This window comes from Paenibacillus sp. LjRoot56, assembly GCF_964253335.1.
Classification (GTDB): domain Bacteria; phylum Bacillota; class Bacilli; order Paenibacillales; family NBRC-103111; genus Paenibacillus_E; species Paenibacillus_E allorhizoplanae.
The window spans coordinates 1446191-1470828 of the sequence record NZ_CAXURV020000003.1 but is presented as its reverse complement, the minus strand read 5'-3'; the positions used below and the strand labels follow the sequence as shown (position 1 = coordinate 1470828).

Below are 24638 nucleotides of genomic sequence, written 5' to 3'. Positions count from 1 at the left end.
ATAGTGCCCTCACGTTCCGCAACTTTACTGGAATTGGCGGAATCCTCCATTTAGTGCCCTCACGTTCCGTTACTCTACCCGAACATTCACCTGCGGACTAGAAAGCCCGGTGTCGGGAGTTCCATGGCTCCCAATCACGACATCGTCGCTATCCGCCAATCCTGCTGGATCCAGTTTGGTTCCTTCGCGCAGCAAGTAGTTGAAAAACAAAACGTAGTACGACACGATGATGAAGAAAACACCTGCAGTGACGGGATCTTTGGTAAATTGTGAGAGTTCAGCAGGGCTGAAGGTAGTCGTTGGCTCCGTAGAAATAGCCACACTGGCGTAGCGATACGCGATGCGACCTAGGAAGAGAACAAGGACGGTGACCTCAATCCAAAGATGTGTGCGATAGTACCAGCCATCACTTCGATGCTCGAAGCGGGTATGGCGAATCGCAGTTCGCCCGAGCAAGGCACCGCCAGCAAGCCCGATCAAATAACCGATGAAATGGATGGGATGAACGAAGCCCAAGAGGAAGATGACCACTCCGAAGAGGCTGAACAGCGACAGACGAAAGATGAGTCTGCCACGGGAAAGCTTTTGAAAGCCAATGGTGCGCTTCACCCGTCGATAAATAAAAAAACCAAAGATAAGAATCGGAATTACATAATGCAAAGCGTCCTGCATGGGGAAGAACCTCCAAACCTGTTATTGTATTTCCTAATTGTAGCAAATTTGGACGGCCCATCGTGAGAAATGTTATTCCGTTTACAAAATTGTGTCATACACTTAATAGTAGTTCGATAAACTTACTATTACACACTCAAAGTGCCGCAAGGAGTTGACGGTAAATGGCTATGATCACTCATGTTAATGTATGTAACACAGTTAATGAAATTTACTGTTGTCTTCGTAATAAAATCGTAAAACTGGATGCGCAGCAAAAGGAGCAATTCTGCAATGGCTGTAAAATGTTCTCAGGTGGTGCAACGGGTTACGACCACGGTGTTTCTTGTACGTGGGAGGATTTGCGAACCGTAAGTAATCCGCATGTGGTCCTAGATCCAGCCCAAGAGTTTAAACATAACCAAGTTCGCCAAGTGCCGCCCGAGGGTCCGGCCTTATTTGTATATACGCCCAGATGGTAAAACACATCCTATTTGATTTTGACGGGACACTTGTCGATTCCAGGGCGCTCCTGGTTAAGCTTTATAATGAAATGGCCACCCAATATCGTTTCCGTCCCATCCGCGATCAGGACTTGGGTCCATTACGCTCGATGTCGATTTCTGAACGCGTAGATCGATTAGGGGTACCCGTGCTCCAAATCCCTAAGCTGATGGTGGCAGGGCGGCAGCTCTACCACGAGAACATTCGATCTCTACAAATTGTGCCTGGTATGAAAGAGGTTATTGCGAAGCTTTCCACACAAGGGGTTAAGAGTTCGATTCTTTCATCCAATTCAGAGGCGAATATTCGGCTTTTTTTAAGAAAAAATAAGCTGGAAGGCGCGTTTAAAGAGATCATTTCAGCGAAGCATATTTTCGGTAAACACCACTCGATCCGCAAAGTGATGAAGCAATGGGGAACCACGCCTACACGGATGATTTATGTCGGGGATGAGTTACGGGATATTGAATCCTGTAAAAAGTTAGGTGTGCCAATCGTAGCTGTGACATGGGGATATGATTCACCTCAGCTACTCCTCAGTGGAAATCCGGACCATATGGCCAATACGCCTAGTGAGTTATACCGAACACTAATAAACCTAAGTTGAGGACTGCAGCAGAGATAGTCAAGAGCCGCCACAGGGAGGACTGAGGGGGCTTTTTACCATGCAAGAAAATCGGAAATCGCAGAATTAACAGGTTGCCATCCGTTTCAAGTAAAATAAGAGTGAAGGTGAAGTTTGAGAGTTGATGGGAGTGGTAGTATGTTATTTTATTCAATCATTGTTGTGATTACAGCCATTGATCAGTTGTCTAAGTATTGGATACGCTCGGTGATGACGGTTGGTGAATCCATGCCCTTTTATAAAGATTTCATTTCATTCACGTATTATCAAAATAGCGGGGCAGCAGGAAGTTCGCTGCAGGGATGGGCTCCTATACTCGGTGTTCTAGCCGCTCTCATTGTCGCAGGCATTTGGTGGTACCGTAAAAAAGGAGGCTTTCCGGGGACTTTAAAACAAAGTGCAGCTGCACTCCTTGTTGGTGGGGCGATTGGGAACGGAATTGAAAGGCTTCTATTCGGGAAAGTCACCGATTTCATCGTCATTAACTCCGGGAATGGGATTATGAATCTAGCGGATATTGCCATTAATCTGGGTGTTGTACTGTATGTGGTGGACATGCTTGTATCGCAGAGAGGCAGATGGAAGGGAAATAGAAAGAATCCACAAATTAACTAGGTATTTAAGCCCTTAAATGGGATGCTTATATAGATCTAAAGAACTATTTGTGGTATCCTTCAAGTAGGAATACGTCATTGGAGGGATAGTCACATGAAAACGGATCGACAAGTGCTTGTTGATGAGTTTTTTGCGATGATTCGAAAATTGAACCGCACGGGATCGGATATTATGCATGTAAGGGAGTTTTTCTGGCGATCGTCTGAAATTCGCGGATTTGTCCCGCCAAATGTTGAGTTTATGACGGTTCTCAAAACTTATAATGCGGTGCTTTTTCACGAGTTTCGGAAATCACTAGTGCCTCATACAAGCATGCATATCCTAGCCAATGTTCACATGGAAGCAGGAGATGCACTGGTTAGCTTGGGAATCACAACGTTAGAAGATCTCGAATTAGCGGTTAAAGGCAGGATATTAACCAGAGCATAAAATGTCGTCATATATGTAAAAGCCCAAGCGAAGATTCATCGCTTGGGCTTTATTCTTGGTATTAGTCTTCCTTCTTCTGCTGAAGGGCAGCGAGCAGCTTGTCTGCGAGGGAGTTCCCAACCCCGGCAGAGTCAGAGAATTGCTCGATTAGTTGGCGGTTGATTTTGGCTGTAGCTTTGCGACCGCCGCCCCCTTTAGAATCGCCGTCGATTTTCTCAACGACATTGCAGGGACGGCATTGAAAATATTTGCCTGCTTTACCCGTGTGGATTTCCATCTTCTTATGGCACTGTGGGCATCTATGGTTCGTTAATTGCCCGTCAGCTTCACGTTTATAGGAGCATTCACGACTGGAACAAACCAGATAACGTCCTCGTTTGCCTTTGACTTCCTGAAGGAATTCGCCGCAATCGGGGCACTTACTGCCCGTTAAATTATGCGGTTTATACGCTGCAGAGCTGCGTTTGACCTCATCGACTAGCTCGGCAGCTTTCTTGCGAATGCCGCTGAGGAAAGCTTCCATGCTTCCTTTACCTTTGGAGATGCGCTCAAGTTCCTGCTCCCAGCGTGCTGTAAGCTCGGGTGAACGAAGCTCCTCGGAGGCAAGCTCGATGAGCTGTGTGCCCTTGCCGGTAGGGATGAGCAAGGAGCCTTGGCGCTCAATCGTGTCAGAGGACACAAGCTTCTCGATGATATCGGCACGAGTTGCTGGTGTGCCAAGACCGAATTTCTCCATCTGCGACAGCAACGAAGCCTCGTTATGGCGAGAAGGCGGCTTCGTTTGGCGGCTAACTTGCCGAACGTTGCGAGCGGTAACCGCGTCTTTCTCTGAAGCTTGTGGCAGCAGCTGCCCTGTATCTTCCTCGGATTCATTGTCTTCCCGATCGGGATCGGTGAAATCGGTGGCGCCATAGACTTCTTTCCAGCCGGCTTGCCTCACGACTTTCCCTGAAGCATAGAGCTTCTCACCAGCGATTTCAATCGTTAACTTCGTTTCATCGTAGCGGCAAGGACCGCTGAATAGAGCTAAGAAACGGCGAAGAATCAGATCATAGAGTCGACGTTCATCTGCGCTTAGCGTAGCGAGTGAGATGGCTTCACCTGTTGGGATGATGGCATGGTGATCGCTGACTTTGGAGTCGTCGACGATTCGTTTCGTTATCGTCAGTGGCTTGCGGATAAAAGGTGCCGCAAGCGCCGCATAAGGACCAATAGCAGCTCCTTTCAAACGGCCGAGCAAGGTTGGTACCATATCTGAGGTCAAATACCGCGAATCGGTTCGCGGGTAAGTGACCAATTTGTATTGCTCATAAAGCCGTTGCAGGACATTCGATGTCTGCTTCGCGGAGAAGCCGAATTTACGGTTCGCGTCGCGCTGCAGCTCTGTCAAATCATAAGCCAGCGGATGCGGGATCTGCTTCTCAGTCTTATTCACCTGCACGATGCGGCCGCTCTGGCCTTGCAGCTTGGCTTTCAAGCTATCGGCGCGCTCGCGGTCAAAGATACGCGAGTCGCCGGTCTTCGGGTCCCGCCACTGGGCGCGGAAGGACCCGAGCTCGGCTTCGATCAACCAGTAGTCGACGGACCGGAAATCACGGATTTCCGCCTCACGGTTGATCATCATCGCCAGCGTGGGCGTCTGCACGCGCCCAGCGGATAACGACGCGCCGAACTTGCTGGTCAGCGCGCGGGTTACATTGAGGCCGATGAGCCAATCGGCCTCGGAACGACAGACGGCTGCTTGATACAGCCGGTTGTAGTCGGTGCCAGGCTTCAGCTGCGCGAAGCCTTCGCGAATCGCCTGATCCGTCTGCGACGAGATCCAAAGCCGTTTGAACGGCTTCTTCCAGCGGATCAGCTCCATAATCCAGCGCGCGACGAGCTCGCCTTCGCGCCCCGCATCGGTTGCGATGACCAGCTCCGACAGGTCACCACGGCGGCTGAGATGCTCAATAGCACGAAACTGCTGCGAGGTTTCTTTCATGACTTTGAGCTTCATTTTGCCAGGGATAATGGGCAGATCTTCCAGGTTCCATGTCTTGAACTTGGGATCGTAATCATCGGGCTCAGCAAGCGTGACGAGGTGTCCAAGTGCCCAAGTGACGACATATTTGGCACCTTCGAAGTGGTGTTTTTGCTTCTGGTTACAGCCCAGTACGCGAGCAATTTCTTTGGCTACACTTGGTTTTTCAGTCAGTACGAGAATTTTCATGGGGACATTTACCTCTTTTCTACATACCAAATAGCATAAGCGAAAGGGTCCTACTTTTCAAACGGGTAATATCTCGAAATAGTTGTACGTTTATGCCGAAAATCAGCGAAATTTGTCTATTATCACCCTAATATAAGGTATAATGGAGGTATATAGAATAAAAAGGGGGGAAACCTCGATGGGGCATATGTTTTCTCTTTTTTCTGATCACACCATTAAAACAAGACTTCAACTCTGGATAAGCGCGATTATATTGGTACTGGCTTTTTCGATCATCGTTCCTTTTTACTTTATAGAGAAGAGCAATCGGTTAGAAGAGGCTAGGGTTCAACTCAAACAAGTGATTGCGTTACAGAGCTTATATATCGAACGCTGGAATCAGGAAAAATTGGACGCGATTAAACGTTTCGCACTTTCAGATAATGCCAAGTTCCACCGCATTGGTGATTTGAAACGGGAGTTTCAGGATTATGCAAAGGTGAATTCGGAATTTTACTCGATAACCTTCGTTGAACCGGATGGTAACATTCGGACTGATACGACTTCGATTTATGTGGGAGATCGTCAGTACTACAGGCTCGGGAAGGAAAAGAAAAGCTTTGTTTCGGGTGTCGTGATGTCGAAAGACAATGGGGCACCTGTTATTACATTTTCTTCTCCGGTACTTGGCGATCACGGTGAATTCAAGGGGATTGTGCTGGGGATTATTACACTTGAAATGTTGAATAAACTGATTGCTCAGCTTAGCTTCGGGGATACGGGGGAAGTCTATGTGCTGGATGCACAAGGCAATATTGTAACGGCATCTAACCGCTCGGAGAATGATGCAATTACTCAAAGTGTGGCATCGGAAATCTATCATCGCGCTGTGTCGAATAGTACGGATCATAGTGCGTATAATGGCTTCCGTGGGGAGATCGTGTATGGTCAATACCAATGGTCCCAGGGGAAAAACTGGCTTGTTGTTGGGGAAATTACCCAGAAAGAAATTTTTCGGAAATTAAATGAATTAAGTATGACGATTATTATCATTTCCTTGATCGCACTGCTCCTCAGTGTCGCGGCTGCGGTGATGATTGCCTCCAAGATCGAGAGGCCGATTCGCTACTTGCTGCGAGCCACGAAGATCATTCAGAAGGGGAATTACGATTACCAGATCAATGTGGATAAAATTAGAAAAGCTCCCGTGGAGCTGCGACAATTAGTGGCTACATTCAATCTGATGTCCGATCGCTTGAAATCTAACATTTCGTTGCTGGAGCATTCGGCATGGATGGATCAATTGACAGATGTTCATAATCGACGCTATATGATGCTAGAAGGCAATAAGCAATTGCAGTCGTGTATTTACTCCGGACAGACCTGCTCTGTCTTGATGATGGATATTGATCATTTTAAGAAAATTAATGACACGTATGGTCACTTGGTTGGTGATGGTGTTCTCCATCATGTCGCGGGTATCCTAAGACGGTATGCAGGAGAGGATGCGATTGTGGCAAGGTATGGCGGGGAAGAGTTCATTCTCTTATTACTGCGGAAGGATGCCGAAGAGAGTGCTGCAGTAGCTGAGGAATTACGAAATATTTTAATAGATGAACCTTTTAGCAAAGAGTCGTTAACGGTCAAAATAACCGCAAGCATCGGGGTCGCGGAATACTCACCGACGTTGGAATACGGAACGATGGTGCTGGAAGATATGGTTTCTAGGGCAGACCATGCGCTGTATCGTGCAAAGTCAGGTGGAAGAAATCGTGTCGAAGTTGATACCAAAAGGTTGTATGATGAAGATGATCATGTATAACTATGACGCGGAGGTGTGCTATGAAAGGGAGAACGGCGATTGTTGCGGGAGGATCGGGCTTAGTCGGCAAGGAACTGATCAAACAGCTAGTGAACGATCCGGACTATGATAAGATTATTGCGTTAGTTCGTAAGAAAATGGATCTAGAGCTGCCGAATGGACAGGGGAAACTCGAGCAGCGAGTAATTGATTTCGCTAAGCTGAGTGAGAGTCTGAAGTCCTCGGAATTCTCGCATGCTCATGTTTACTGTACCTTAGGAACAACGATCAAAAAAGCAGGTTCGAAACAGCAATTCCGCCGAGTAGACCGAGACTATCCCCTCATGTTAGCTGAAGTGGCGAGCAAGGGACAAGCAGATAGCTTCGCCATTGTAACAGCGATGGGAGCAGACCGCACATCCTCCTTTTTCTACAATCAGGTAAAGGGAGAAGTGGAAGACAAGCTGCGGGGGATGCGACTTCGCGCTCTTCACTTGCTTCGGCCTTCTCTCATTCTTGGTAACCGTGGGGAGTTCCGATTAGGTGAGAAACTGGGAGGCGTCGTATCGCGGGCCATTGCTCCGCTGATGACGGGTCGTCTTCGCAAGTATCGTCCCATTCATGCACGAACGATTGCTACAGGCTTAATAAGAGCAGCTAAGTCGGGGAAAACGGGAGTTCACGTATTAAGCTCCGATCGGATTGCCTCTATTGCAGGTAGATGATCGGCTAGTTCAGCCGCGTGTCTGCCTCAGCTCCACGAAAATGGGAGTGGTACTCGGTTTGCGTTTTTGATAAGATTAGTGTCGTTCATTATTAATGTCCTAAATGAGTATAGAAAGAAGGTTCACATCATGATTGATCATATCGTCCTTGTAAAATTTGCTGAAACAACTACGCAAGAGCAGCTGCAAGAAGTAGTTGACCGTTTCAAAGCGCTGCGTCCCCATCTGACTGGTATCGTTGATATCCAAGCCGGTCTTAATTTTTCCGAGAAAAATCAAGGCTTCCAAGTCGTACTTTCCGTTCGTTTTGAAGATAAAGCTGCATTGGCAGCTTATGGTCCGAACCCGGAGCATCAGGCAGTAGCCGCGTATATCCGTGAAGTCGGCCGTGTAGACAGCTTAATCGTGGATATTGAGATTTAGAGGAAATGTATTGGCGTTTCCGTGGAAAGACTTAAAATAAAGAGAAAATCCAGCTATCTTCCTATTTTCGATGAAATTAGGCAGTAATAGCTGGATTTTTTTGAGTTATACACTTCTAAGCTCTTTCCGATACACAGATGGTGCATAACCGCTCCACTTGTGAAATTGCTTCGAGAAGTATAGGGCATCATTGAAGCCGACGGAGGAGGCAACTTGATCAATGGTCATGGCGGTTGTCATCAGTAGCTGCTTGGCCCGTTCCATGCGGATGTTGAATAGATACTGCATCGGAGATAATCCGGTGGATTGTTTGAACATTTTGCACAAATAGGTGCGGTGATACCCTAAGCTGCGAGCGAGATGCTCGATGGAGACCGCTTGTGTGTACTGTAATTCTAAATAGCGAATAGCTTGTCCGATCTGGCGTTGGATATCGGTTTCAATCGCTGGCTTGGCAGAAATATGGTGCGTGTTCACCCGTCCAAGCTCGCGAATAAGCAGGCGCAGCCAACCTTCAGCTTCCAGCTCTTCTAACTGGGGGAAAGAGGTCTGGCTGAAGCATGCGCGCAAATGTCGGTAAAAGTGACGAATGGTGCGCGGATTATTCCCCGATACCACGGCTTGCTGTGGGGAAACCCCGATTTGTGAAAGTAGTGAATCGACGGATCGACCCGTGGAGGCAACCCAGACATAGTGCCAAGGTGTTGTACTATCTGCTGTATACGAAAATAACTCACCTGGGTAAATAATAAAGGTATCTCCTGTAGAGCAAGAATAGGTTCGCTGACCCATTTCGAAGGTGCCTTTCCCCGAGAGAACCGTATGCATCAAGTAATAATCGTGAACGGCAGGTCCCATTTTGTGCTGGGGATACGGCTTGCCTTCGCCACTGAAAAGGACAGATAAGTCTGGATTGCTATGTAAAGGATTAATGCTGATGTCGAAGTAAGTATGATCTGGTTGCATAGTAGCCTCACTTTGCTTTTAGATGTAGCGTAATCTAAAAAACTACAAATGTCCATATTAGAGTTGTTTCAATCCATATTTTTCAAATCGGGCTTGCGCTATAGTAAGGATATGTTAATAGATGAACTATTGGAGGAGAATCTCACATGTCCAAAATTACTTTTTTAGGTGCAGGAAGCACGGTTTTTGCAAAAAATGTACTAGGTGATTGTTTGCTTACCCCCGCGTTGCAAGGCTATGAAATCGCTCTCTTTGATATTGATCATGAACGGTTACAAGATTCTGCTAATATGCTGAATAACATCAAGAAAACGAGTGGAAGTACGTCCACTATTAAAGCTTATACAAACCGTAAAGAGGCTTTGACTGGCGCCAAATTTGTGGTAAATGCGATCCAAGTAGGTGGCTATGATCCATGTACGATTACAGATTTTGAAATTCCGAAAAAGTACGGTTTGCGTCAAACGATTGCAGATACGGTTGGGATTGGCGGTATTTTCAGAAACTTGAGAACGATTCCAGTTATGCTGGATTTCGCTGCGGATATACGTGAAGTGTGTCCAGATGCGCTATTCCTTAACTACACAAATCCGATGGCTGTTTTGACTAATGTAATGAATACGTATGGCGGTGTGAATACAGTTGGTTTGTGTCATAGCGTGCAAACTTGTGTACCGGAGCTATTTAAACACTTGGAAATAGATCAAACTGGGGTCAAAGCGAAAATCGCTGGGATCAATCATATGGCATGGCTGCTTGAAGTGTCCAAGGATGGTGTCGATCTCTATCCGGAGATTAAGAAACGCGCGGCTGAGAAGCAAAAAGAGAAGCACAAAGACATGGTTCGCTACGAAATGATGCTGAAATTCGGCCATTATATTACGGAATCCTCTGAGCATAATGCTGAGTATCACCCGTATTTCATCAAACGGAACTACCCAGAGTTGGTTGACCGCTTCAACATTCCGCTGGATGAGTATCCGCGTCGTTGTATTGATCAAATCAGCCGCTGGAAGCAAATGCGTGAGGATCTCGTGAACGATGCGAATTTGACGCATGTGCGTTCTCATGAGTATGCTTCGTACATTTTCGAAGCGATTGAGACAGATGTACCATTCAAAATTGGCGGCAACGTCATGAATACCGGCTTGATCACGAACTTGCCGCGCGAAGCTGTTGTGGAAGTGCCATGTTTGGTTGACCGTAACGGTGTAACACCTACTTACGTAGGGGATCTGCCACCACAGCTGGCGGCGTTGAACCGCACGAATATCAACACGCAGTTATTGACAATTGAAGCAGCAATTACAGGTAAGCGTGAGCATATTTATCACGCAGCTATGCTGGATCCGCATACATCAGCTGAGTTGTCGATGGACGATATCATCGCAATGTGCGATGAGTTGATTGAGGCTCATGGCAAGTGGTTGCCAGAGTATAAGTAAGAAATTTGGTCGTGGGGATGATGGTCCCCGCGGCCTTTTTTAATTTGAGCATTGTAGAAACCGCTTCTAAGTGCGTTCTGCGCATTTTGACAGAAGAGCATTAATAACTCGCCGGGGCTGGGCGCCACGTTTAACTGGAAAATCTACAGATAATTTCACGTTTCAAGGGTGAAAATCACGATTAGATGGAAAATAGGTAGTTATTTTCAGCTTATTCGGTTGTTCTGATGAAAATGGTTGGAATTAACTACATATTATCCAGTTATTTGATAATAAAGTGGGATTATCGAGGATTTAACTGTACTTTTTCCCACTATTTGGCTGATCGGGGACATTAGCAGCTATAACAGCTGGTGGAAGACGAGAGAAAGAGGCGGTGGCTTGGGAAATTAAGTGGGATAGAAGTAGTGAAGGTAAATCAGTAGGCTAGGAGCAGGATGGTAGCGGGAAGTGAGTGGGTGGTCTAGGAGTAGCTAGTAGTGGGAATTAAGTGGGATACGAGTAGTAAAGGAAATCAGTAGGCTAGGAACAGAATAGTAGCAGAATACATGGTCTAGGAGTAGCTTAGAGGGGGAGGAAATGAACTTCATCAACGCAAATAAGAGCGGGTTACCGCTCTTATCACGCATGGTCGAACTGGATCAACAGATCGCTCTAGCCACCAAACGCATCGCGAAATGCTTCTTTTAAGGTTTCCAGTTCGACGTTCCATATAGGAGCGATCTCGGGGCCTACGTGTTCGCCAAACCAATCAGCGAGCAATCGACGATTGCTGCCATTCTCGACGATGAAGGGGAGATTCAGCATCACTTTTTTCACGTAGATAGTTTCAGCGGACTTGAGCTGCTCGGGGGTGAGCCAAATCTTGAGCCGCTTCACTGTTCGATATAACTCCTTGTTGCATGCTCTCCGAATGGCACGAGCATTGGGAAGTTGCTGTTTATGTCGTTCACTTTGTTTCTGATACACCATACAGGGATCGACGCTCCTCTCTCTGTTATGTGTATGCACAGAGAGGGCGGAGAGCGACTCGAGACAAGGACCTACAGCGCCCAAGTTCGTGGCAGAAGTGGAGTTGCTCGCATGGAGTGATATAAGAGCAGGCAGTTATGCAGCATGGTGTCAGTTTACATGCAGGACTACTTCTCCAACACCACAGAATGCTTCACCTCACGCGGCCCCATAGTGGTCATCAGCGCCGGAAGCAGCATGCCTCGAACGAGGAAGGTGTCGATGAGAATACCAGCAGCCATCGCAAAACCAAACAGCAGGAGCTCCTGCAACGGCTGCGTCATTAAGACACAGAAGGTCGCCGCCAGTACGATGCCGGCGGAAGAGATGACGCCGCCCGTTAACGCCGCGCCGCGTTGCACAGCCTCTCGCCAAGGATGACGCCGCGCTTCCTCTTGCACCCTAGACACCAAAATGATGTTATAGTCTACGCCTAACGAGATGAGAAAGATAAAGGTATACACGGGCAGACGGTAGCTGAAGGCATCGTGTCCAAATCCGAAATGAAACACACTCCAGACCACTCCCATTGTAGCTGCGTAAGACAGCAACATGGTAGCCATCATGGTAAGCGCCAATCGTAGGGAGCGGGCTTGCCAGATCAGCATAACGGCAATCAATAACGTAATGAGTGAGAAAATAACCAACGTATCCCGCTTATTCAGGGTACGGACATCAAGCTGCTCCGCCGTTTGGCCTGCGTAATGCAGAGTGAACTGGCCCGCCTCGAAGCCACTCTGCCCAAGCAAGGCATTGCTATCCTTACGTAAGCCGGAGATCACCTCTAGCGCAGCTTGATCATAGGGATTCATCTTCAAAATCAATTGAAACTTCATCGTATGCTTAGGTAAATTGGCATTCGCAGGAGTGAACTCAACTTGATTGCCCCCCGGTGTTAGCGAACTAATCCCCTCATGCTCCCGGATAAGCCCGGTTAGTGTATTCATTTTGCTAATAAATGCCTCATCCCAAACGATTTCTTTCTTCGACTCCAAAAGAACAGTGACTGGCGCTAATTGCCCAGGAGGAAACTGCGCCTCTAACGTGTCAAAGCCTTGTCTAGAAGAAATATCGCTAGGGAAGGATTTCATGAGATTAAACGAGTAGCGCATACCTAACGTAGATAGAGCAGGTACCACCAGAACTATAATAAGCACGAGAGCGGTTATCCGCGACTTTGAGGTAACGTGAGTACTTACCCAAGCCCAGAAGCCGCGCGGCTCCTCATTCAGATGGGCCACTTCCGAACGTGGGATAAACGGCCAGAAAGCTCTTCGCCCAATTAAGGCAAACATAGCAGGAATTAACGTCAGTCCACCGAGCAAAATAACCACCATCGCAATTGAAAAGACAGGTGCAAAGTTATGATAGGGCTTGAACACAGCTGCGAATAACGTGAGCATGGCAATGAGTACGGTGCCGCCGCTGAAGAAAATCGGTTCAGCCACGTTGGAGAAAGCCTTCGACATCGCCTCGTACTTAGAATCCGTTGTCCGCAGGGCGGAACGATAGCGCGCAATAATAAATAAGCAGTAATCGGTCAATACAGCGAAAAGCAAGATCATCATGATGGAGAGGGACTGCTTCTCGACGAAAATCCAGCCCATCTTGCCTGCTAAGCCTATGACTCTATCGACAACTGCATACACCATGCCTGCGATAATCAAGGGTAACAAGGCCAACAGGGGTGATCGATAGATGACGATTAAAATGATAAGAATGATACCGAGTGTAGCGAGCATTAGCACAAAATCGGCCTTTTTGAAGAGCATAATGGTATCGGATGAGATGCCCGCGGGACCTGTGATGTCAAGCTTCATCGTCCCTAAGCCAATCTGATCCGACGTTTGACGAATCTGTTCGAGCGTATCATAGACAGGACCAGATGCCAGATCTTTCTGGAGGGAGAGCGTTAACAAGAGCGTTGTACGATCAGCGGAAAATAAGAGCTCTTGCTGCGCGGCGGGCATTTGATGGAAGGGTATAGAATGCGTGACGTATGGCGGCTTCTGATCAGAAGACAGCCACGCACTGATACTAGTTATAGCGCCACGTTCAGCATCCGTGATAGGGTGCTCGGAATGGAACACGAGGATGGCAGTTAAGCCGTCCGAGGAAGGATAGGCCTCTTGTAATAACTGTTTAGCTTCTTCCGATAGTGTATGGCCAGCTAAGCTGCCTTCACCGCCGCTTTGGGCGACTTCTTTGGAAGATGGCGCAAATGCGCTTAATAAAAGGATGGCAGCTAGCCAGCTGATGAGTACGATTTTGACACCTTTGGCACTGCTTACGAACTGAGCAAGACGTGTTAATGCATGTTTCATGGCAGGTTCAATCCCCTCTCCTAAATCTACTTCAAATAGTAGGAGAGGAATATGAACGGATGATGAATGCAAGATTACATTCGGGGCAGGTGTACGGTGAAAGTTGTCCCTTTGCCGAGCTCACTCTGCACATGAATACTGCCACCGTGCAGTTCGATAATTTTTTGAACAATCGATAAACCAAGGCCCGTGCCCGTACTGGCGCGGTTTCGGGAGCGATCCGCTTTGTAGAAGCGGGTGAAAATATGAGGCAGCTCCGACTCCGACATGCCAATCCCTGTGTCGCTCACCACGACGGTGACCTCCATCTCGGAGGACTGAATCGCAATGTGTAATGCGTCATGAGGAAGAGTGTATTTGATACCATTCGTAATAAGGTTAAGCCAAACCTGATGCATCAATTGGTGGTCGGCCGAGACGTCAGTTTCCGGTAGATCCAGTTCGATGTCGAGCGCCTTTTCGGACCATTGCCACTCCGTATGAATGAGAATTTGGCGGATTTGTTCATCCAGCCGGTACATAGTGCGCTTAACTACATGACTCTCTTTATCTAATGAGGCTAGCGTTAGCAGCTGTTTACTGAGGGAGGACAATCGTTTGCTTTCGTCTAAAATGATATGAAGATAGCGCTCCTTCTCCTCTTCGGAGGTCGTCTGATCCAATATGGATTGGGCGAAGCCTTGAATCGAGGTTAACGGAGACTGGATTTCATGGGAGACATTGCCCACGAATTCCTGTCGCATAGCCTCTACCTGTTTGAGCGATTGCGCCATGTAGGTGAAATCTCGCGCAAGCTCCCCGATTTCATCTTGACGGGAAACATCCATCGTCATCTCGTAACTGCCGCCAACGATTCGTCGTGTGGCTTCTCGCAATCTTTTGACAGGCTTCACGATGAATTGGGAGAAAATAATGATAAGAACGATGCTGAACAGGAAGGTAAGTCCGAGCAGAAAAGCCATCAGCACGCGCACGCCGCCAATCTGCTGTTCCAGATTAGGCCGAACAAATAAGGCATACGTTTTCCCCTGCACCTGAACAGGGACACCGATGCTGTTGCGGAGGCTATTTTCAAAATAGCCGATCACCATCAGAACATGCCGTTCCTGCAGCATCCCACGGTACGTTTCTCCCGCCAAAACACGCTGAATCTGTTCCGGATCGAACTGCGTATGTTTATATGGCGTCCCATAGAAGGTCCCTGTCATCTGGTCATTCACGACATACAGCTGGAACCCCATATTGGCGATATGAGTGAAATATGTGGCAGGCTCTACGTTGGGCATTTCTTCATAAAGAGAGCGGATTTCGGTCGTGATTTTCCAAATTTGTTCCTCGTTCTGATCCCTTAATTTCGTTAGATAATACCAATTCGAAAGAAAGAGTGCGAGTACCGAGCTGACCATGGCGATGAGAATAAACGTAACAACGATGCGAAAATATAATGTTTTCACCCTTCCGTCACCTCAAGCTTGTAACCAAGTCCTCTCACTGTCGTAATCATAAAGTCACTTGTTTTCTCATAAAAACGCTCCCGCAGTCGCTTGATATGAACATCGATGGTTCGGCTGTCACCTTCATAATCCGTGCCCCACAGCATGTGAATCAGCTGCTCACGCGTGAAAATGCGCCCTGGATGACTCGCCAATTGGGCGAGCAGCTGAAATTCTTTGAGCGGCAGCAATAGCGTTTCACCTGCGATCGTGACTTCATAGCTTTTGCGGTTGATGACCGTTTGACCTAGTGTAATCATTTCCGAAGAAACCAACTGGTATCGCCGCAATAAAGCACGCGTACGGAAGAGCAGCTCTTTCGGCTCGAACGGCTTGACCACATAATCATCGGTGCCTGAGGCGAAGCCTCGCTCTTTATCTTCAATCTCACCTTTGGCGGTCACAAGAAGAACCGGAATATCGTAGTGCGCGCGGATTTCCGCACATAGCTCCAAGCCGTCACGCAGCGGCATCATGACATCAACAACGGCGAGATGGATTTGTTCGGTTTCCAGCAGCCTCGAAGCTTGCTCACCGTCACTTGCTTCAAAGACCGCATACCCTTCTTTGGAAAAAAGGAAGCGCATCAGCTCGCGAATATGGGCATCGTCATCGGCGACGAGTATATGGGTTTTCATTGGGGAAGCACCTTCTTCATTGGGAATCAATTGAGCTTGGCCTCAGTGTAAACGAAAAAAAACCTTAATGCCACTTCTGATATCGAGTCGCCTGCTGGTGACGATTCGAAGGGCAGAAGGTAGCATAAGGTTTCGCTGGAATAAAACAGAACCAGGGAGGTTTCTAGTAGACCTCGATATAGCCGATCATCGGACCATTATGCGCCATATCGGTATGCGTCATACAGATGAGGCGATACGTCCCCGCTTGGCCCGCGGTAAAATGAACGATGGTTTCTTTGCCTTTTTTGATCTCACCGCTGATATTGAGTCCTTCGATGAAAAAGGGGTGACTCTCGCCATTGATGCCAAGGATGCTAAGCTTGATACGCTCGCCTTTCTTAACGGGAATGGTGCCGGGATCCCAGCGGTAAGCCTCGATGGTTTTGCCATCAGCTGTGGTGGATTTGAACTCCCCAACAACCATGTGAATGGTGCGTTCTGATGTGGGTTCACCTAAGGTTGGCAGGATGTTTTCCCGATTTAGATACACCCAACCGATAAGAATGAGTAGAAGTGCGGCTGATAGCTGATAGAAATGTTTGCGTTTGACAATCCATACTCGGGACATAGGGTCCGCCTCCTGTACAAGGGTCTTGTACATCTTATGCGGAGGCTTGTCAGCGCATGAATTGGAATTGCACGGACCGTTTCACCACCACTTCGTGGGGTAGTGGGCTTTGGTTGCCCGGTGATACCCGCAGGCAACGAGCACGATCAGCGCTGCTCCGAGCAGCACCGGCGTGAGCAGGAAGCTCCAGCCCGCGCCGGTGAGCATCACGAGCAGCGGGTCGGCGCCTGCGGGCGGATGCAGCGTGCGCGTCAGCTGCATGAGCGTGATGGCGGCGCCGACCGCGAGGGCGAGGCTCCACGCGTGCACGCCGAACGCGGTGAGGGCGCAGAGTCCGACGAGCGTACTCAGCACGTGGCCGCCGATGAGGCTGCGGGGCTGAGCGAGCGGGCTCTGCGGGAGCGCGAAGGCGATGACGCAGGAGGCGCCGAAGGGGGCCATCAACAGCGAGGTGCGAGCAAGGTCGCCGAGTAAGCTGCACAGCAGGATGGCGATGAAGCCGCCGATGCCGGGAATGAGTTTAATGAACATGGGAGAGAGTTGCAGTCGAAGACGAGTGAACATGTGGGGTGCCTCTTTTCTTTGTTATTTTTCCCATTTTCTTTAATGGTTTTCTCATTTTCATATGGTATCATGAGAATATGTATTTGAATAACGAATGATTGCGATAATTGGCATTTGATAATCCGATGGGTGGTGCGGGGACATGTTGGAACAACTGGATGGGCGAAGTATGAAAACCTTCGTTACGGTGATGGAGGAGAAGAGCTTCAGCAAAGCCGCGCTTAAGCTTGGTTATGTACAATCCACGGTGACGATGCATATTTTGCAGCTGGAGCAAACCTTAGGACAAGCTCTCTTTACACGGTTGCCGCGTGGCGTTGAATTGACAGCGGCGGGCCGAGAGGTGGCGCCTTTTGCCTATCGATTCTTGCAGTTGGGAGAATCCTTGCAGGAGAAACTAACGGGCTTGCAGGAGCCCAAAGGTGTGGTGCGCCTGCGCGCGCTGGAATCGTTCTGCGTGCCGCATCTACCGATGATGCTGCCGACGTTGTTCGAGCAGTTTCCGCACATACAGCTGCAGCTGGAAACGGGCTTTCAACGCGACATTATTCAGGAGGTGTCGGCGTACCGTGTGGATCTAGGCATTGTGCCGCGTGATCCTAAGGTGCGGAATCTCACTTTTATCCCGCTGCTCGCGGATGAATTGGTGTGGGTAGGGGCTCCAGCGCTAGTGAAGCGCATCGAGCTGGAAGGCTGGGAAGCGATCGCACAGACACAGGTCATCGGCTTTGGCAGCCGCTGTATTTATCAATCGTTGGCTTCCCAGGTACTGATGACGGACAAAGGGCTCGCTACGTTTACCGAAATGGCCTTCGACAGTACGGAAATGCTCAAACAGACGATGATGTGCGGCATGGGCCTCTCCTTGCTGCCGGTCACTTCTGTTCAGAAAGAGCTTGAAGCGGGTCAGTTGCTTCGCGTTGCGTCAGAGACAGCGATTCCGTTGGAACATGGGCTGGTTCACCGTGCAGGCAAAGACCTAAGCGCACCTGTGGAAGCTTGCAAATCGCATATCTTGGCGTATTTCAGCAATGAGTTGCATACAAGTAGAGGATAGCGGCATGTCTATGATAGAATGTGGATGAGATTAGAATGGGCAACACGTACAAGTTAGACCTCATAGGGGAAGTAATAGGCATTTAACAGGAAAAACTACAGCTAATTATGAGGATTCCAATGGCAGAATTAGAATACATGGAAAATATCCAGCTATTTTGCGGATTATAGGTGAATTTCGAGAGGCATGGAAGGATTTAGATGGTTATAATCCAGTTATTCTCGTTCTTTTGATCCTATGGGCCCAATTAGATGTACTTTTTCCAGCTAAGTATGTAGCAATGTAAGGGAAAGTGAAACGAAGAGAGGGTTACGCATGCATGATTTGATTCAAAGTGTTTTGGTGTATTTGGAAGGCTTGGGGTACTGGGGGATTTTCCTTGGACTTATGCTTGAGGTTATTCCAAACGAATTGCTTTTAGCTTATGCAGGATACCTCGTATCCAAAGGTCAAATTAACTTCGTAGGTGCCATGCTTTGCGCGGTCGTCGGGGGAACTTTGGCCCAAATCGTGCTCTATTGGATAGGGCGTTATGGCGGCAGGCCTTTTCTGGAGAGATACGGCAAATACCTGCTGATCAGCAAACATCACATCGATGTGGCGGAGAACTGGTTTAATCGGTATGGTACGGGGATGATTTTTACAGCGAGATTTATTCCGATTGTGCGTCATGCGATCTCATTGCCAGGCGGTATGGCGAAGATGCCTTTGGGGAAATTCTCCCTGTACACGGCGTTAGCTTTAGTTCCTTACTCATTCTTGTATATTTATTTGGGCATGAAATTGAAGGACAACTGGGAGACGATTGGCGAGTACGCGGGGCCTTATATTAAACCATTGATTATCGCTGCTGTCGTGCTGACGATCCTGTATGCGGGCTATCAATTTTATCTCAAAAGAAAAACGAGAGTCTAGTAAGGTTGATTTGGCGGTTTCGCCTTGCTTTTGATACAATGAATGAGAAATAGGATGATCCTGGGAGGATGACAACGATGGGTGCAAATCTTGCTAGTAAACTGGGTACAGGCTTGAAGCCGAAACAGTTTATCGAAAGTATGGAAAAAAATAAAGAGCAATTCTTAGCGTATTATGATGGCTTTGCTTGGGACAATGAAGAGGATAAGGAATATTTCGAATCCCTTAACAATCGCGATGATCTTCGCTGCTTGATTATTGCTGCTGACTGGTGTGGCGATGTTGTTCGCAACGTACCTGTGGTTTTCAAGGCTTTGGAAGATAGCGGCATTCCAACGGAAGTTCTTATCATTGAACAAAACTATGATGTCATTGATCAGTTCCTGACAGGCGGCGGACGTGGGATTCCAATCGTCGTATTCACGGATACTGGCGGCTTCTCACTTGGACACTGGGGACCTCGTCCGAAGAACGTGCAAGCGGTTATGACGCAATTCAAGAAAGAAAATCCAGATCGCGATGCGGCAGATTATAACGAAAAAATTCAAGTAGCCAGAGCCGAAATGGGTCGTCAATATGGCGAAGGTAACGGATATCATGCTGTTATTGTGAAGGAACTTCGTTCATTGATCGAGTCGTTCTAAAAGGTGAGGGTGGCATCACGATGATCAACATTCAATCCTTCGTCCTGGGTCCGGTTCAGACGAACGCGTACTTACTGTCGAATCCAGAGACGAATCAAGGTATTATTATCGATCCTGGTATGAATCCGAAGTCGCTGATTAAGAAAATTGCCGACATGGATATTGTGGCGATTCTGCTGACGCATGCGCATTTCGATCACATCGGTGGCGTTGACGAAATTCGTAAGCTCAAGGGCTGTCCGGTGTATATTCACGACCTGGAAGCCGATTGGCTGACGAATCCGAAGAAGAATGGCTCCGCTCGCTGGCCAGAACTTGGAACTTTAGTTGAGACGGATCCAGCAGAGTTCGCGCTGGATGAGGGGCAAGTGCTGGAGTTCCTGGGCATTCAGCTTAAAGTGTTCCACACCCCTGGTCATTCGCCAGGCAGTGTAAGTTTCCTGTATGACAAACACCTGTTCAGCGGTGATGTGCTGTTTAAACTATCGGTCGGTCGTACCGACCTGCTTGGTGGAGACAACAATACCCTGCTGGATTCCATCCAGGATAAGCTGTTCCTGCTGGATGACGACGTCATCGTCTATTCGGGGCATGGCGCCAAGACGACGATTGGCTTCGAACGTGAGAATAACCCATACGTGTAATTATTTGAAGGACTGCTCCCTCTGATGAGGGGGCAGTCCTTTTTTGCATATATGGAGGGGGAAGAGGAGTAAGTCGAAATAATCGAGTTACAGGATGAGTAAGTGGAGATGTAGCTGCTGTAAGTCGAAATAATCGAGTTGCAGGATGAGTAAGTGGAGATGTAGCTGCTGTAAGTCGAAATAATCGACTATCTCCTGATTATGCTCGTTCGCCCATGACACCCACCCAATTTATTTATAAACTGGGTATTTACCGTGTGCAACGTAGGTGCTTCCCCATAGACTGATGTTGTAAGCTATTCACCCAACTCCAACAATAACCTTTGAGTTAACCGTAAGCTTGTGAAAGTCCCTTTGGGGAAAATTTGAAGGAGGTGCTCTTCCATGGAATATGTTAAAGTCCCGAATTACCCAATGCAACCAATGCCAATGCCAACCCCGATGCCAATGCCAATGCCGACGCCTACACCGCTTCCAGCGCCAGCGCCAATTATGCAACAACCGATGCACAATAATATCCACCTGCACGCGTCCTACCAACAAACTGAATTTGTGTTCCCGAAACCGGTTCACACGCAAGCTGTTGCTTGTCCTCCGAAAAACAATTCAGCCGCTAGTATCCTAGTACTTTTCATTTTGCTAGTTATTATTACACGCAGCATTTGTAGATATTAATTTACGGATTGCTCGGGTAAGAAGAGAGGTAATCCCACGAGGCCTAGGGGTCTTGGTGGGGTTGCCTTTTTGGGTTTGTGAAAAAAAGGATTGTCTATTACGATGAAGTCATGTAAAATTCGTCATGATTACAAACAATTTCATAAACTAGCTTAATAGGTGCTTTCCGCTGAATCTAGCGGAAGCTTAATAGGGAAGTTCGGTTCAATTCCGATGCGGTCCCGCCACTGTAACGCTGAGCTAACAATCATAGCCACTCTCGATAACATGAGGGGAAGGAGATTGTATAAGCGATGAAGCGAAGCCAGGAGACCTGCCTGATAAGTATTTTATTTTTTTTCTCACGAGGATGGGAGGAAGATGTTTCTTTGAATTTGCCAAAAAGAGTGGTTAGTCGTTGGATTAACACGATTCTTACAAAGACATCTTTCCTCTAGAAATCGGGGAAAGGTGTTTTTTTCGTTTATCCACTATTTTAAGGAAGATGAAGGTGATTAGTTTGTTCCGTTTGATGAAAAAAGGGATTTCTGCTCTTCTAAGTTTGGCACTTATAACTTTATTGCTCGTTCCGCAAGCTGCTAGAGCCGTTGATTCAGATCCAAGTACGAAATTGGATACCATGATCTCGGATACCGTCTCATTTTATGAGCAAAATCGGTCTGATCTCAATTCATGGTGGCAGATGGTCGCGCTATGGGGAGCAGGGGAAGATCTGCATAATAGCAAATGGACGCTGCCTTCTTGGGAACAAAGTGATCCTGGTGATTTATTAGCTACTGACAGCAGTACATACCATATCAATTTAATATTTGGCTTGTTGGCTATGAATCTTGATCCTTCCCATGCATGGGAAACGGATCGTAATTTGTACGCAGAGTTAGCAGCTCAGCAAAATTCATCAACAGGTTCCTTTGGAGGTTCTAATCGACAGATTTGGACGATGCTTGCTCTGGATACAGGTAAGAAAAGGGGACATAACGTCGGGAGCTGGAACGATGCAGCCAAAGAGAAAGCGTTAAGCTACTTACTTAGCTTACAATTGTCTGATGGCGGGTTTGCTTTCTTTGGAAGTGAATCAGATACAGATATTACAGGGATGGCGCTGCTAGCTTTAGGGAATTATCAATCGAATAGTGCTGCTGTAACTGCGGCTAACCATGCTAAGGCTTTATTAAAGCAAAGACAATTAGCTAATGCTGGCTTTGATTCCCCAGGTCAATGGGGCAATGGGGACAACTCCAACAGCTGGGCAACGTCTGTATCAGGTCTGGTGGCTATTGGAGAAGACGTTTTGTCCCCAAACTGGGTCGTCAACAATCAAACAGTTGTAGATGCCGTTTATAACTTCGTGCTTCCAGATGGCACTTTTTCCTGGCAAGTGACCGATCTAAAACAGAACTTAATGGCAACAGAACAAGTGTTAATCGCACTAACAGATATTCAGCAGGGTAAATCAGTTTGGCAACGTTTGGCGGATAAGCCAAATCTAACTACCGTACAAATAAACGTTAATGGCATTAACAGCCCGATCCTACCACAGCAGTCGATAACTGCGGCAGTCTATGGCAGTCAGCCGACGGCCATGGATGCTTTGAAACAAGTACTTGAGAAGTCCAACATCAACTTTGTCATTCAAAACAGTAGTTATGGCCCCTATCTCTCCTCAATTGCAGGTCAAACTGCAGGAACTCTTGGCGGATACGACGGTTGGATGTACAAAGTTAACGGGGTATCACCGCAAGTCGGTGCAGCAAATTATATTTTAAATGACGATGATATCGTTACGTTTTATTATGGGCGTTGGCCTTCCATTGCGATCGCTTCGAATACGAACATCGGAATACTTAACCCTAGTTTGCAGATTAAGCTAGTCGGCGATACGTTCACTTCTGGTGCCAATACGGCAGCAAATTGGAGCTTCGATTCTGGCACTACAGGATTGACGATTGATCATATAACGCAAGAAAGCAATCAACAAGATCTTGTTATTACTTTTGCAGGTCAAGGTCAAACAGGAGCTCTTAAGCTCCAAGCATTGCCAGCAGCCTTGGTTAGTAACTCGGCAAGTAATAAGTTGACCATTCATAATGTGAGCACTTCGGGTGATCAGATTGTCAATGTTGGCGCAAATGAGTCCAATGTAACCTTCTCGACAGATGAAAATGATCCAGCGACGAACAAAATTACTCTTTCATTCACGACACCATTTTTGCCAGAGGTTATTGCTAAACGAGGCAGTACGGAGTTAGACATACCGGCTTATACAGAAGTTACATCAGTTGCGTGGAATAATAAGATTCAATTGCCAAGCATTCTGAGTACAACCGATAATTCTGTAACGAATAAAGTGAGCGGAGTACTTACCGGCAGCGGTAGTAGACTAGACAGTATCGATTCACGCATTAAAGTGGGTGGTGATAGCCGCATTCAGTTTAATCAACACGTTACACTGAAATTGAAGGGGATGGGTGATCGTAACGCCGGTTTCATAGATGAAAACGGTAATTTCACTGCAATACCTAAATATGACAACAGCAACTATCGAAACGATGATGTGTATGCTTACAGTGAGAATGGCGATTTAATTATTAAAACGAAGCATTTCACGGAGTTCTTAGCCTTTAAATCGACGTTAGTAACAGCGCCTGGTCCTGGTGGTGGATCTGGACCTAGTACTACACAAAAGGTTACACTTTCTGTTGAAAAACGCTCTCTGAATGAAGGAGATATCATTGCTCCAATAACGGTTAACTTGCAATCTGGCGATACAGCGTTTACGTTGCTACAACGGGTACTTGGTACCCAAAGTACAGCTCTGTCTTATACAGGTTCAGGTGCAAGCATCTATGTACAATCGATTGATCACTTAGGGGAGTTTGATAAAGGACAGCTAAGTGGTTGGATGTACTCCGTGAACGGGGTCTTTCCAAAATACAGCGCGGGTATCTACACATTACAGAATAACGACGTTCTTCGTTGGCAGTACACGAAAGATCTTGGGAAAGACATTGGTAATGCCTATACCCCGCCAGTAGGAGGGGGTAGTGGTAACGTTGTTAACCCTAATAACCCTGGTAAGCCTGCGGAACCAAACGAAGAAACCAAAATCACGCTGGAAGCAGAATATGAAGATGCTGGTGCTATTTCCAGTTGGGCACAGGATGCTGTAGCAAAAGTCACTACCTTGGGGTACATGGAAGGAACCGGAACTAATTTCGAGCCCAAACGTGAATTAACGAGAGCAGAGTTTGCTGCGCTCATCGTCCGTTATACAGGAAGCGAGTTAGTAAGCGGTGGGTCAGATTTTGAGGATGTTAGCACAGAAGATTGGTATTTTAAGTATATCGTAACCGCGAAATCGAAGGGATTGATCACAGGGATTTCAGCCCATGCCTTCGCACCGAATCAAACGATTTCCAGACAGGAAATGGCTGTAATTCTGGGTCGTTTACAAGGTGTTGCGATGGAGGGACAGATAGCGGTTGACCTTAAAGACCAATCATTTGTTGCTGACTGGGCATTACCATACGTTAATCAAGCTATTAAATCCGGATTATTGACAGAGGATAACGGATATTTCAACCCGTTGCTTCCTGTAACCAGAGAGATGGTCGCAGTGGTTATTACGAGACTGCACGAGCAGAAAAAGTAGAACAGGCTTTAACAAAGAAGGAGAGAAATCCTCTTC

General features: G+C 47.3%; 23 protein-coding genes and 1 riboswitch. Of the genes, 14 read left to right on the top strand and 9 right to left on the bottom strand.

Features of this window, described 5'->3' with window-relative positions; all coding sequences use genetic code 11:
* Nucleotides 1–69: 69 nt before the first annotated feature.
* Nucleotides 70–672 carry a hypothetical protein gene (locus ACSQ8O_RS25535; protein WP_436243905.1) on the bottom strand — a complete coding sequence of 201 codons (603 nt, stop codon included), beginning with the start codon at nt 670–672 and terminating at the stop codon, nt 70–72.
* Between the two features lie 164 nt (nt 673–836).
* On the opposite strand from ACSQ8O_RS25535, the gene ACSQ8O_RS25530 reads away from it, so the two are divergent.
* The 4 genes from ACSQ8O_RS25530 (at nt 837) to ACSQ8O_RS25515 (ending at nt 2824) form a co-directional block, all read left to right on the top strand.
* On the top strand, nt 837–1133 hold the full coding sequence (locus ACSQ8O_RS25530; protein WP_436243904.1) for a hypothetical protein: 297 nt from the start codon (nt 837–839) through the stop codon (nt 1131–1133).
* Nucleotides 1127–1762 (top strand): HAD-IA family hydrolase, encoded by a 636-nt coding sequence (locus ACSQ8O_RS25525; protein ID WP_056620667.1) that lies wholly within the window; start codon nt 1127–1129, stop codon nt 1760–1762. The genes ACSQ8O_RS25530 and ACSQ8O_RS25525 overlap by 7 nt, the downstream gene beginning before the upstream one ends.
* A gap of 156 nt (nt 1763–1918) precedes the next feature.
* A complete protein-coding gene (gene lspA, locus ACSQ8O_RS25520) occupies nt 1919–2395 on the top strand; it encodes a signal peptidase II (RefSeq protein WP_236289095.1) in 477 nt (158 codons plus the stop codon).
* Between the two features lie 93 nt (nt 2396–2488).
* Nucleotides 2489–2824 carry a hypothetical protein gene (locus tag ACSQ8O_RS25515; protein ID WP_056620670.1) on the top strand — a complete coding sequence of 112 codons (336 nt, stop codon included), beginning with the start codon at nt 2489–2491 and terminating at the stop codon, nt 2822–2824.
* A 61-nt stretch (nt 2825–2885) separates the two neighbouring features.
* Here ACSQ8O_RS25515 and ACSQ8O_RS25510 read toward each other — a convergent pair whose 3' ends face one another.
* Nucleotides 2886–5036: a DNA topoisomerase III gene (locus ACSQ8O_RS25510; protein ID WP_436243903.1), complete on the bottom strand. Its 2151-nt coding sequence runs from the start codon at nt 5034–5036 to the stop codon at nt 2886–2888.
* A 178-nt stretch (nt 5037–5214) separates the two neighbouring features.
* On the opposite strand from ACSQ8O_RS25510, the gene ACSQ8O_RS25505 reads away from it, so the two are divergent.
* The 3 genes from ACSQ8O_RS25505 (at nt 5215) to ACSQ8O_RS25495 (ending at nt 7964) form a co-directional block, all read left to right on the top strand.
* On the top strand, nt 5215–6837 hold the full coding sequence (locus ACSQ8O_RS25505; protein WP_436243902.1) for a sensor domain-containing diguanylate cyclase: 1623 nt from the start codon (nt 5215–5217) through the stop codon (nt 6835–6837).
* Nucleotides 6838–6857: 20 nt separating this feature from the next.
* Nucleotides 6858–7541 carry an NAD(P)H-binding protein gene (locus ACSQ8O_RS25500; protein WP_436243901.1) on the top strand — a complete coding sequence of 228 codons (684 nt, stop codon included), beginning with the start codon at nt 6858–6860 and terminating at the stop codon, nt 7539–7541.
* 129 nt (nt 7542–7670) lie between these two features.
* Complete coding sequence (locus tag ACSQ8O_RS25495) at nt 7671–7964, top strand: Dabb family protein (RefSeq protein WP_056620678.1); 294 nt, start codon at nt 7671–7673, stop codon at nt 7962–7964.
* A gap of 105 nt (nt 7965–8069) precedes the next feature.
* Here the strand turns inward: ACSQ8O_RS25495 and ACSQ8O_RS25490 are convergent, their stop codons facing one another.
* The gene (locus ACSQ8O_RS25490) at nt 8070–8930 is read right to left on the bottom strand and encodes an AraC family transcriptional regulator (RefSeq protein WP_436243900.1); all 861 of its coding nucleotides are present in this window, start codon (nt 8928–8930) and stop codon (nt 8070–8072) included.
* Between the two features lie 146 nt (nt 8931–9076).
* On the opposite strand from ACSQ8O_RS25490, the gene ACSQ8O_RS25485 reads away from it, so the two are divergent.
* A complete protein-coding gene (locus ACSQ8O_RS25485; RefSeq protein WP_436243899.1) occupies nt 9077–10375 on the top strand; it encodes an alpha-glucosidase/alpha-galactosidase in 1299 nt (432 codons plus the stop codon).
* A gap of 654 nt (nt 10376–11029) precedes the next feature.
* On the opposite strand, the gene ACSQ8O_RS25480 is transcribed toward ACSQ8O_RS25485, so the two are convergent.
* From ACSQ8O_RS25480 to ACSQ8O_RS25455, 6 genes are all read right to left on the bottom strand, one after another.
* A complete protein-coding gene (locus ACSQ8O_RS25480) occupies nt 11030–11254 on the bottom strand; it encodes a dehydrogenase (RefSeq protein ID WP_338113421.1) in 225 nt (74 codons plus the stop codon).
* Between the two features lie 260 nt (nt 11255–11514).
* The gene (locus ACSQ8O_RS25475) at nt 11515–13710 is read right to left on the bottom strand and encodes an MMPL family transporter (protein ID WP_436243898.1); all 2196 of its coding nucleotides are present in this window, start codon (nt 13708–13710) and stop codon (nt 11515–11517) included.
* Between the two features lie 74 nt (nt 13711–13784).
* Nucleotides 13785–15164, bottom strand: a complete 1380-nt coding sequence (locus ACSQ8O_RS25470; protein ID WP_436243897.1) for a sensor histidine kinase — start codon at nt 15162–15164, stop codon at nt 13785–13787.
* Nucleotides 15161–15841: a response regulator transcription factor gene (locus ACSQ8O_RS25465; protein WP_056618401.1), complete on the bottom strand. Its 681-nt coding sequence runs from the start codon at nt 15839–15841 to the stop codon at nt 15161–15163. Before ACSQ8O_RS25465 ends, ACSQ8O_RS25470 begins: the two co-directional genes overlap by 4 nt.
* A 163-nt stretch (nt 15842–16004) precedes the next feature.
* Nucleotides 16005–16451 (bottom strand): cupredoxin domain-containing protein, encoded by a 447-nt coding sequence (locus ACSQ8O_RS25460; protein ID WP_436243896.1) that lies wholly within the window; start codon nt 16449–16451, stop codon nt 16005–16007.
* An 81-nt stretch (nt 16452–16532) separates the two neighbouring features.
* Complete coding sequence (locus ACSQ8O_RS25455) at nt 16533–17015, bottom strand: HPP family protein (RefSeq protein ID WP_436243895.1); 483 nt, start codon at nt 17013–17015, stop codon at nt 16533–16535.
* A gap of 142 nt (nt 17016–17157) precedes the next feature.
* On the opposite strand from ACSQ8O_RS25455, the gene ACSQ8O_RS25450 reads away from it, so the two are divergent.
* The 6 genes from ACSQ8O_RS25450 (at nt 17158) to ACSQ8O_RS25425 (ending at nt 24602) form a co-directional block, all read left to right on the top strand.
* The gene (locus tag ACSQ8O_RS25450; RefSeq protein ID WP_436243894.1) at nt 17158–18072 is read left to right on the top strand and encodes a LysR family transcriptional regulator; all 915 of its coding nucleotides are present in this window, start codon (nt 17158–17160) and stop codon (nt 18070–18072) included.
* Nucleotides 18073–18387: 315 nt separating this feature from the next.
* Nucleotides 18388–18987: a DedA family protein gene (locus tag ACSQ8O_RS25445; protein WP_436243893.1), complete on the top strand. Its 600-nt coding sequence runs from the start codon at nt 18388–18390 to the stop codon at nt 18985–18987.
* 77 nt (nt 18988–19064) lie between these two features.
* Nucleotides 19065–19631 carry a thioredoxin family protein gene (locus ACSQ8O_RS25440; protein WP_056618420.1) on the top strand — a complete coding sequence of 189 codons (567 nt, stop codon included), beginning with the start codon at nt 19065–19067 and terminating at the stop codon, nt 19629–19631.
* A 20-nt stretch (nt 19632–19651) separates the two neighbouring features.
* The gene (locus ACSQ8O_RS25435; protein WP_436243892.1) at nt 19652–20275 is read left to right on the top strand and encodes an MBL fold metallo-hydrolase; all 624 of its coding nucleotides are present in this window, start codon (nt 19652–19654) and stop codon (nt 20273–20275) included.
* Between the two features lie 384 nt (nt 20276–20659).
* Entirely contained in the window at nt 20660–20950 is a 291-nt protein-coding gene (locus tag ACSQ8O_RS25430; protein ID WP_436243891.1) for a hypothetical protein, read from the top strand.
* 140 nt (nt 20951–21090) lie between these two features.
* Nucleotides 21091–21285, top strand: a riboswitch (cobalamin riboswitch).
* Between the two features lie 149 nt (nt 21286–21434).
* On the top strand, nt 21435–24602 hold the full coding sequence (locus tag ACSQ8O_RS25425) for a DUF4430 domain-containing protein (RefSeq protein WP_436243890.1): 3168 nt from the start codon (nt 21435–21437) through the stop codon (nt 24600–24602).
* The last annotated feature ends 36 nt before the right edge of the window (nt 24603–24638 follow it).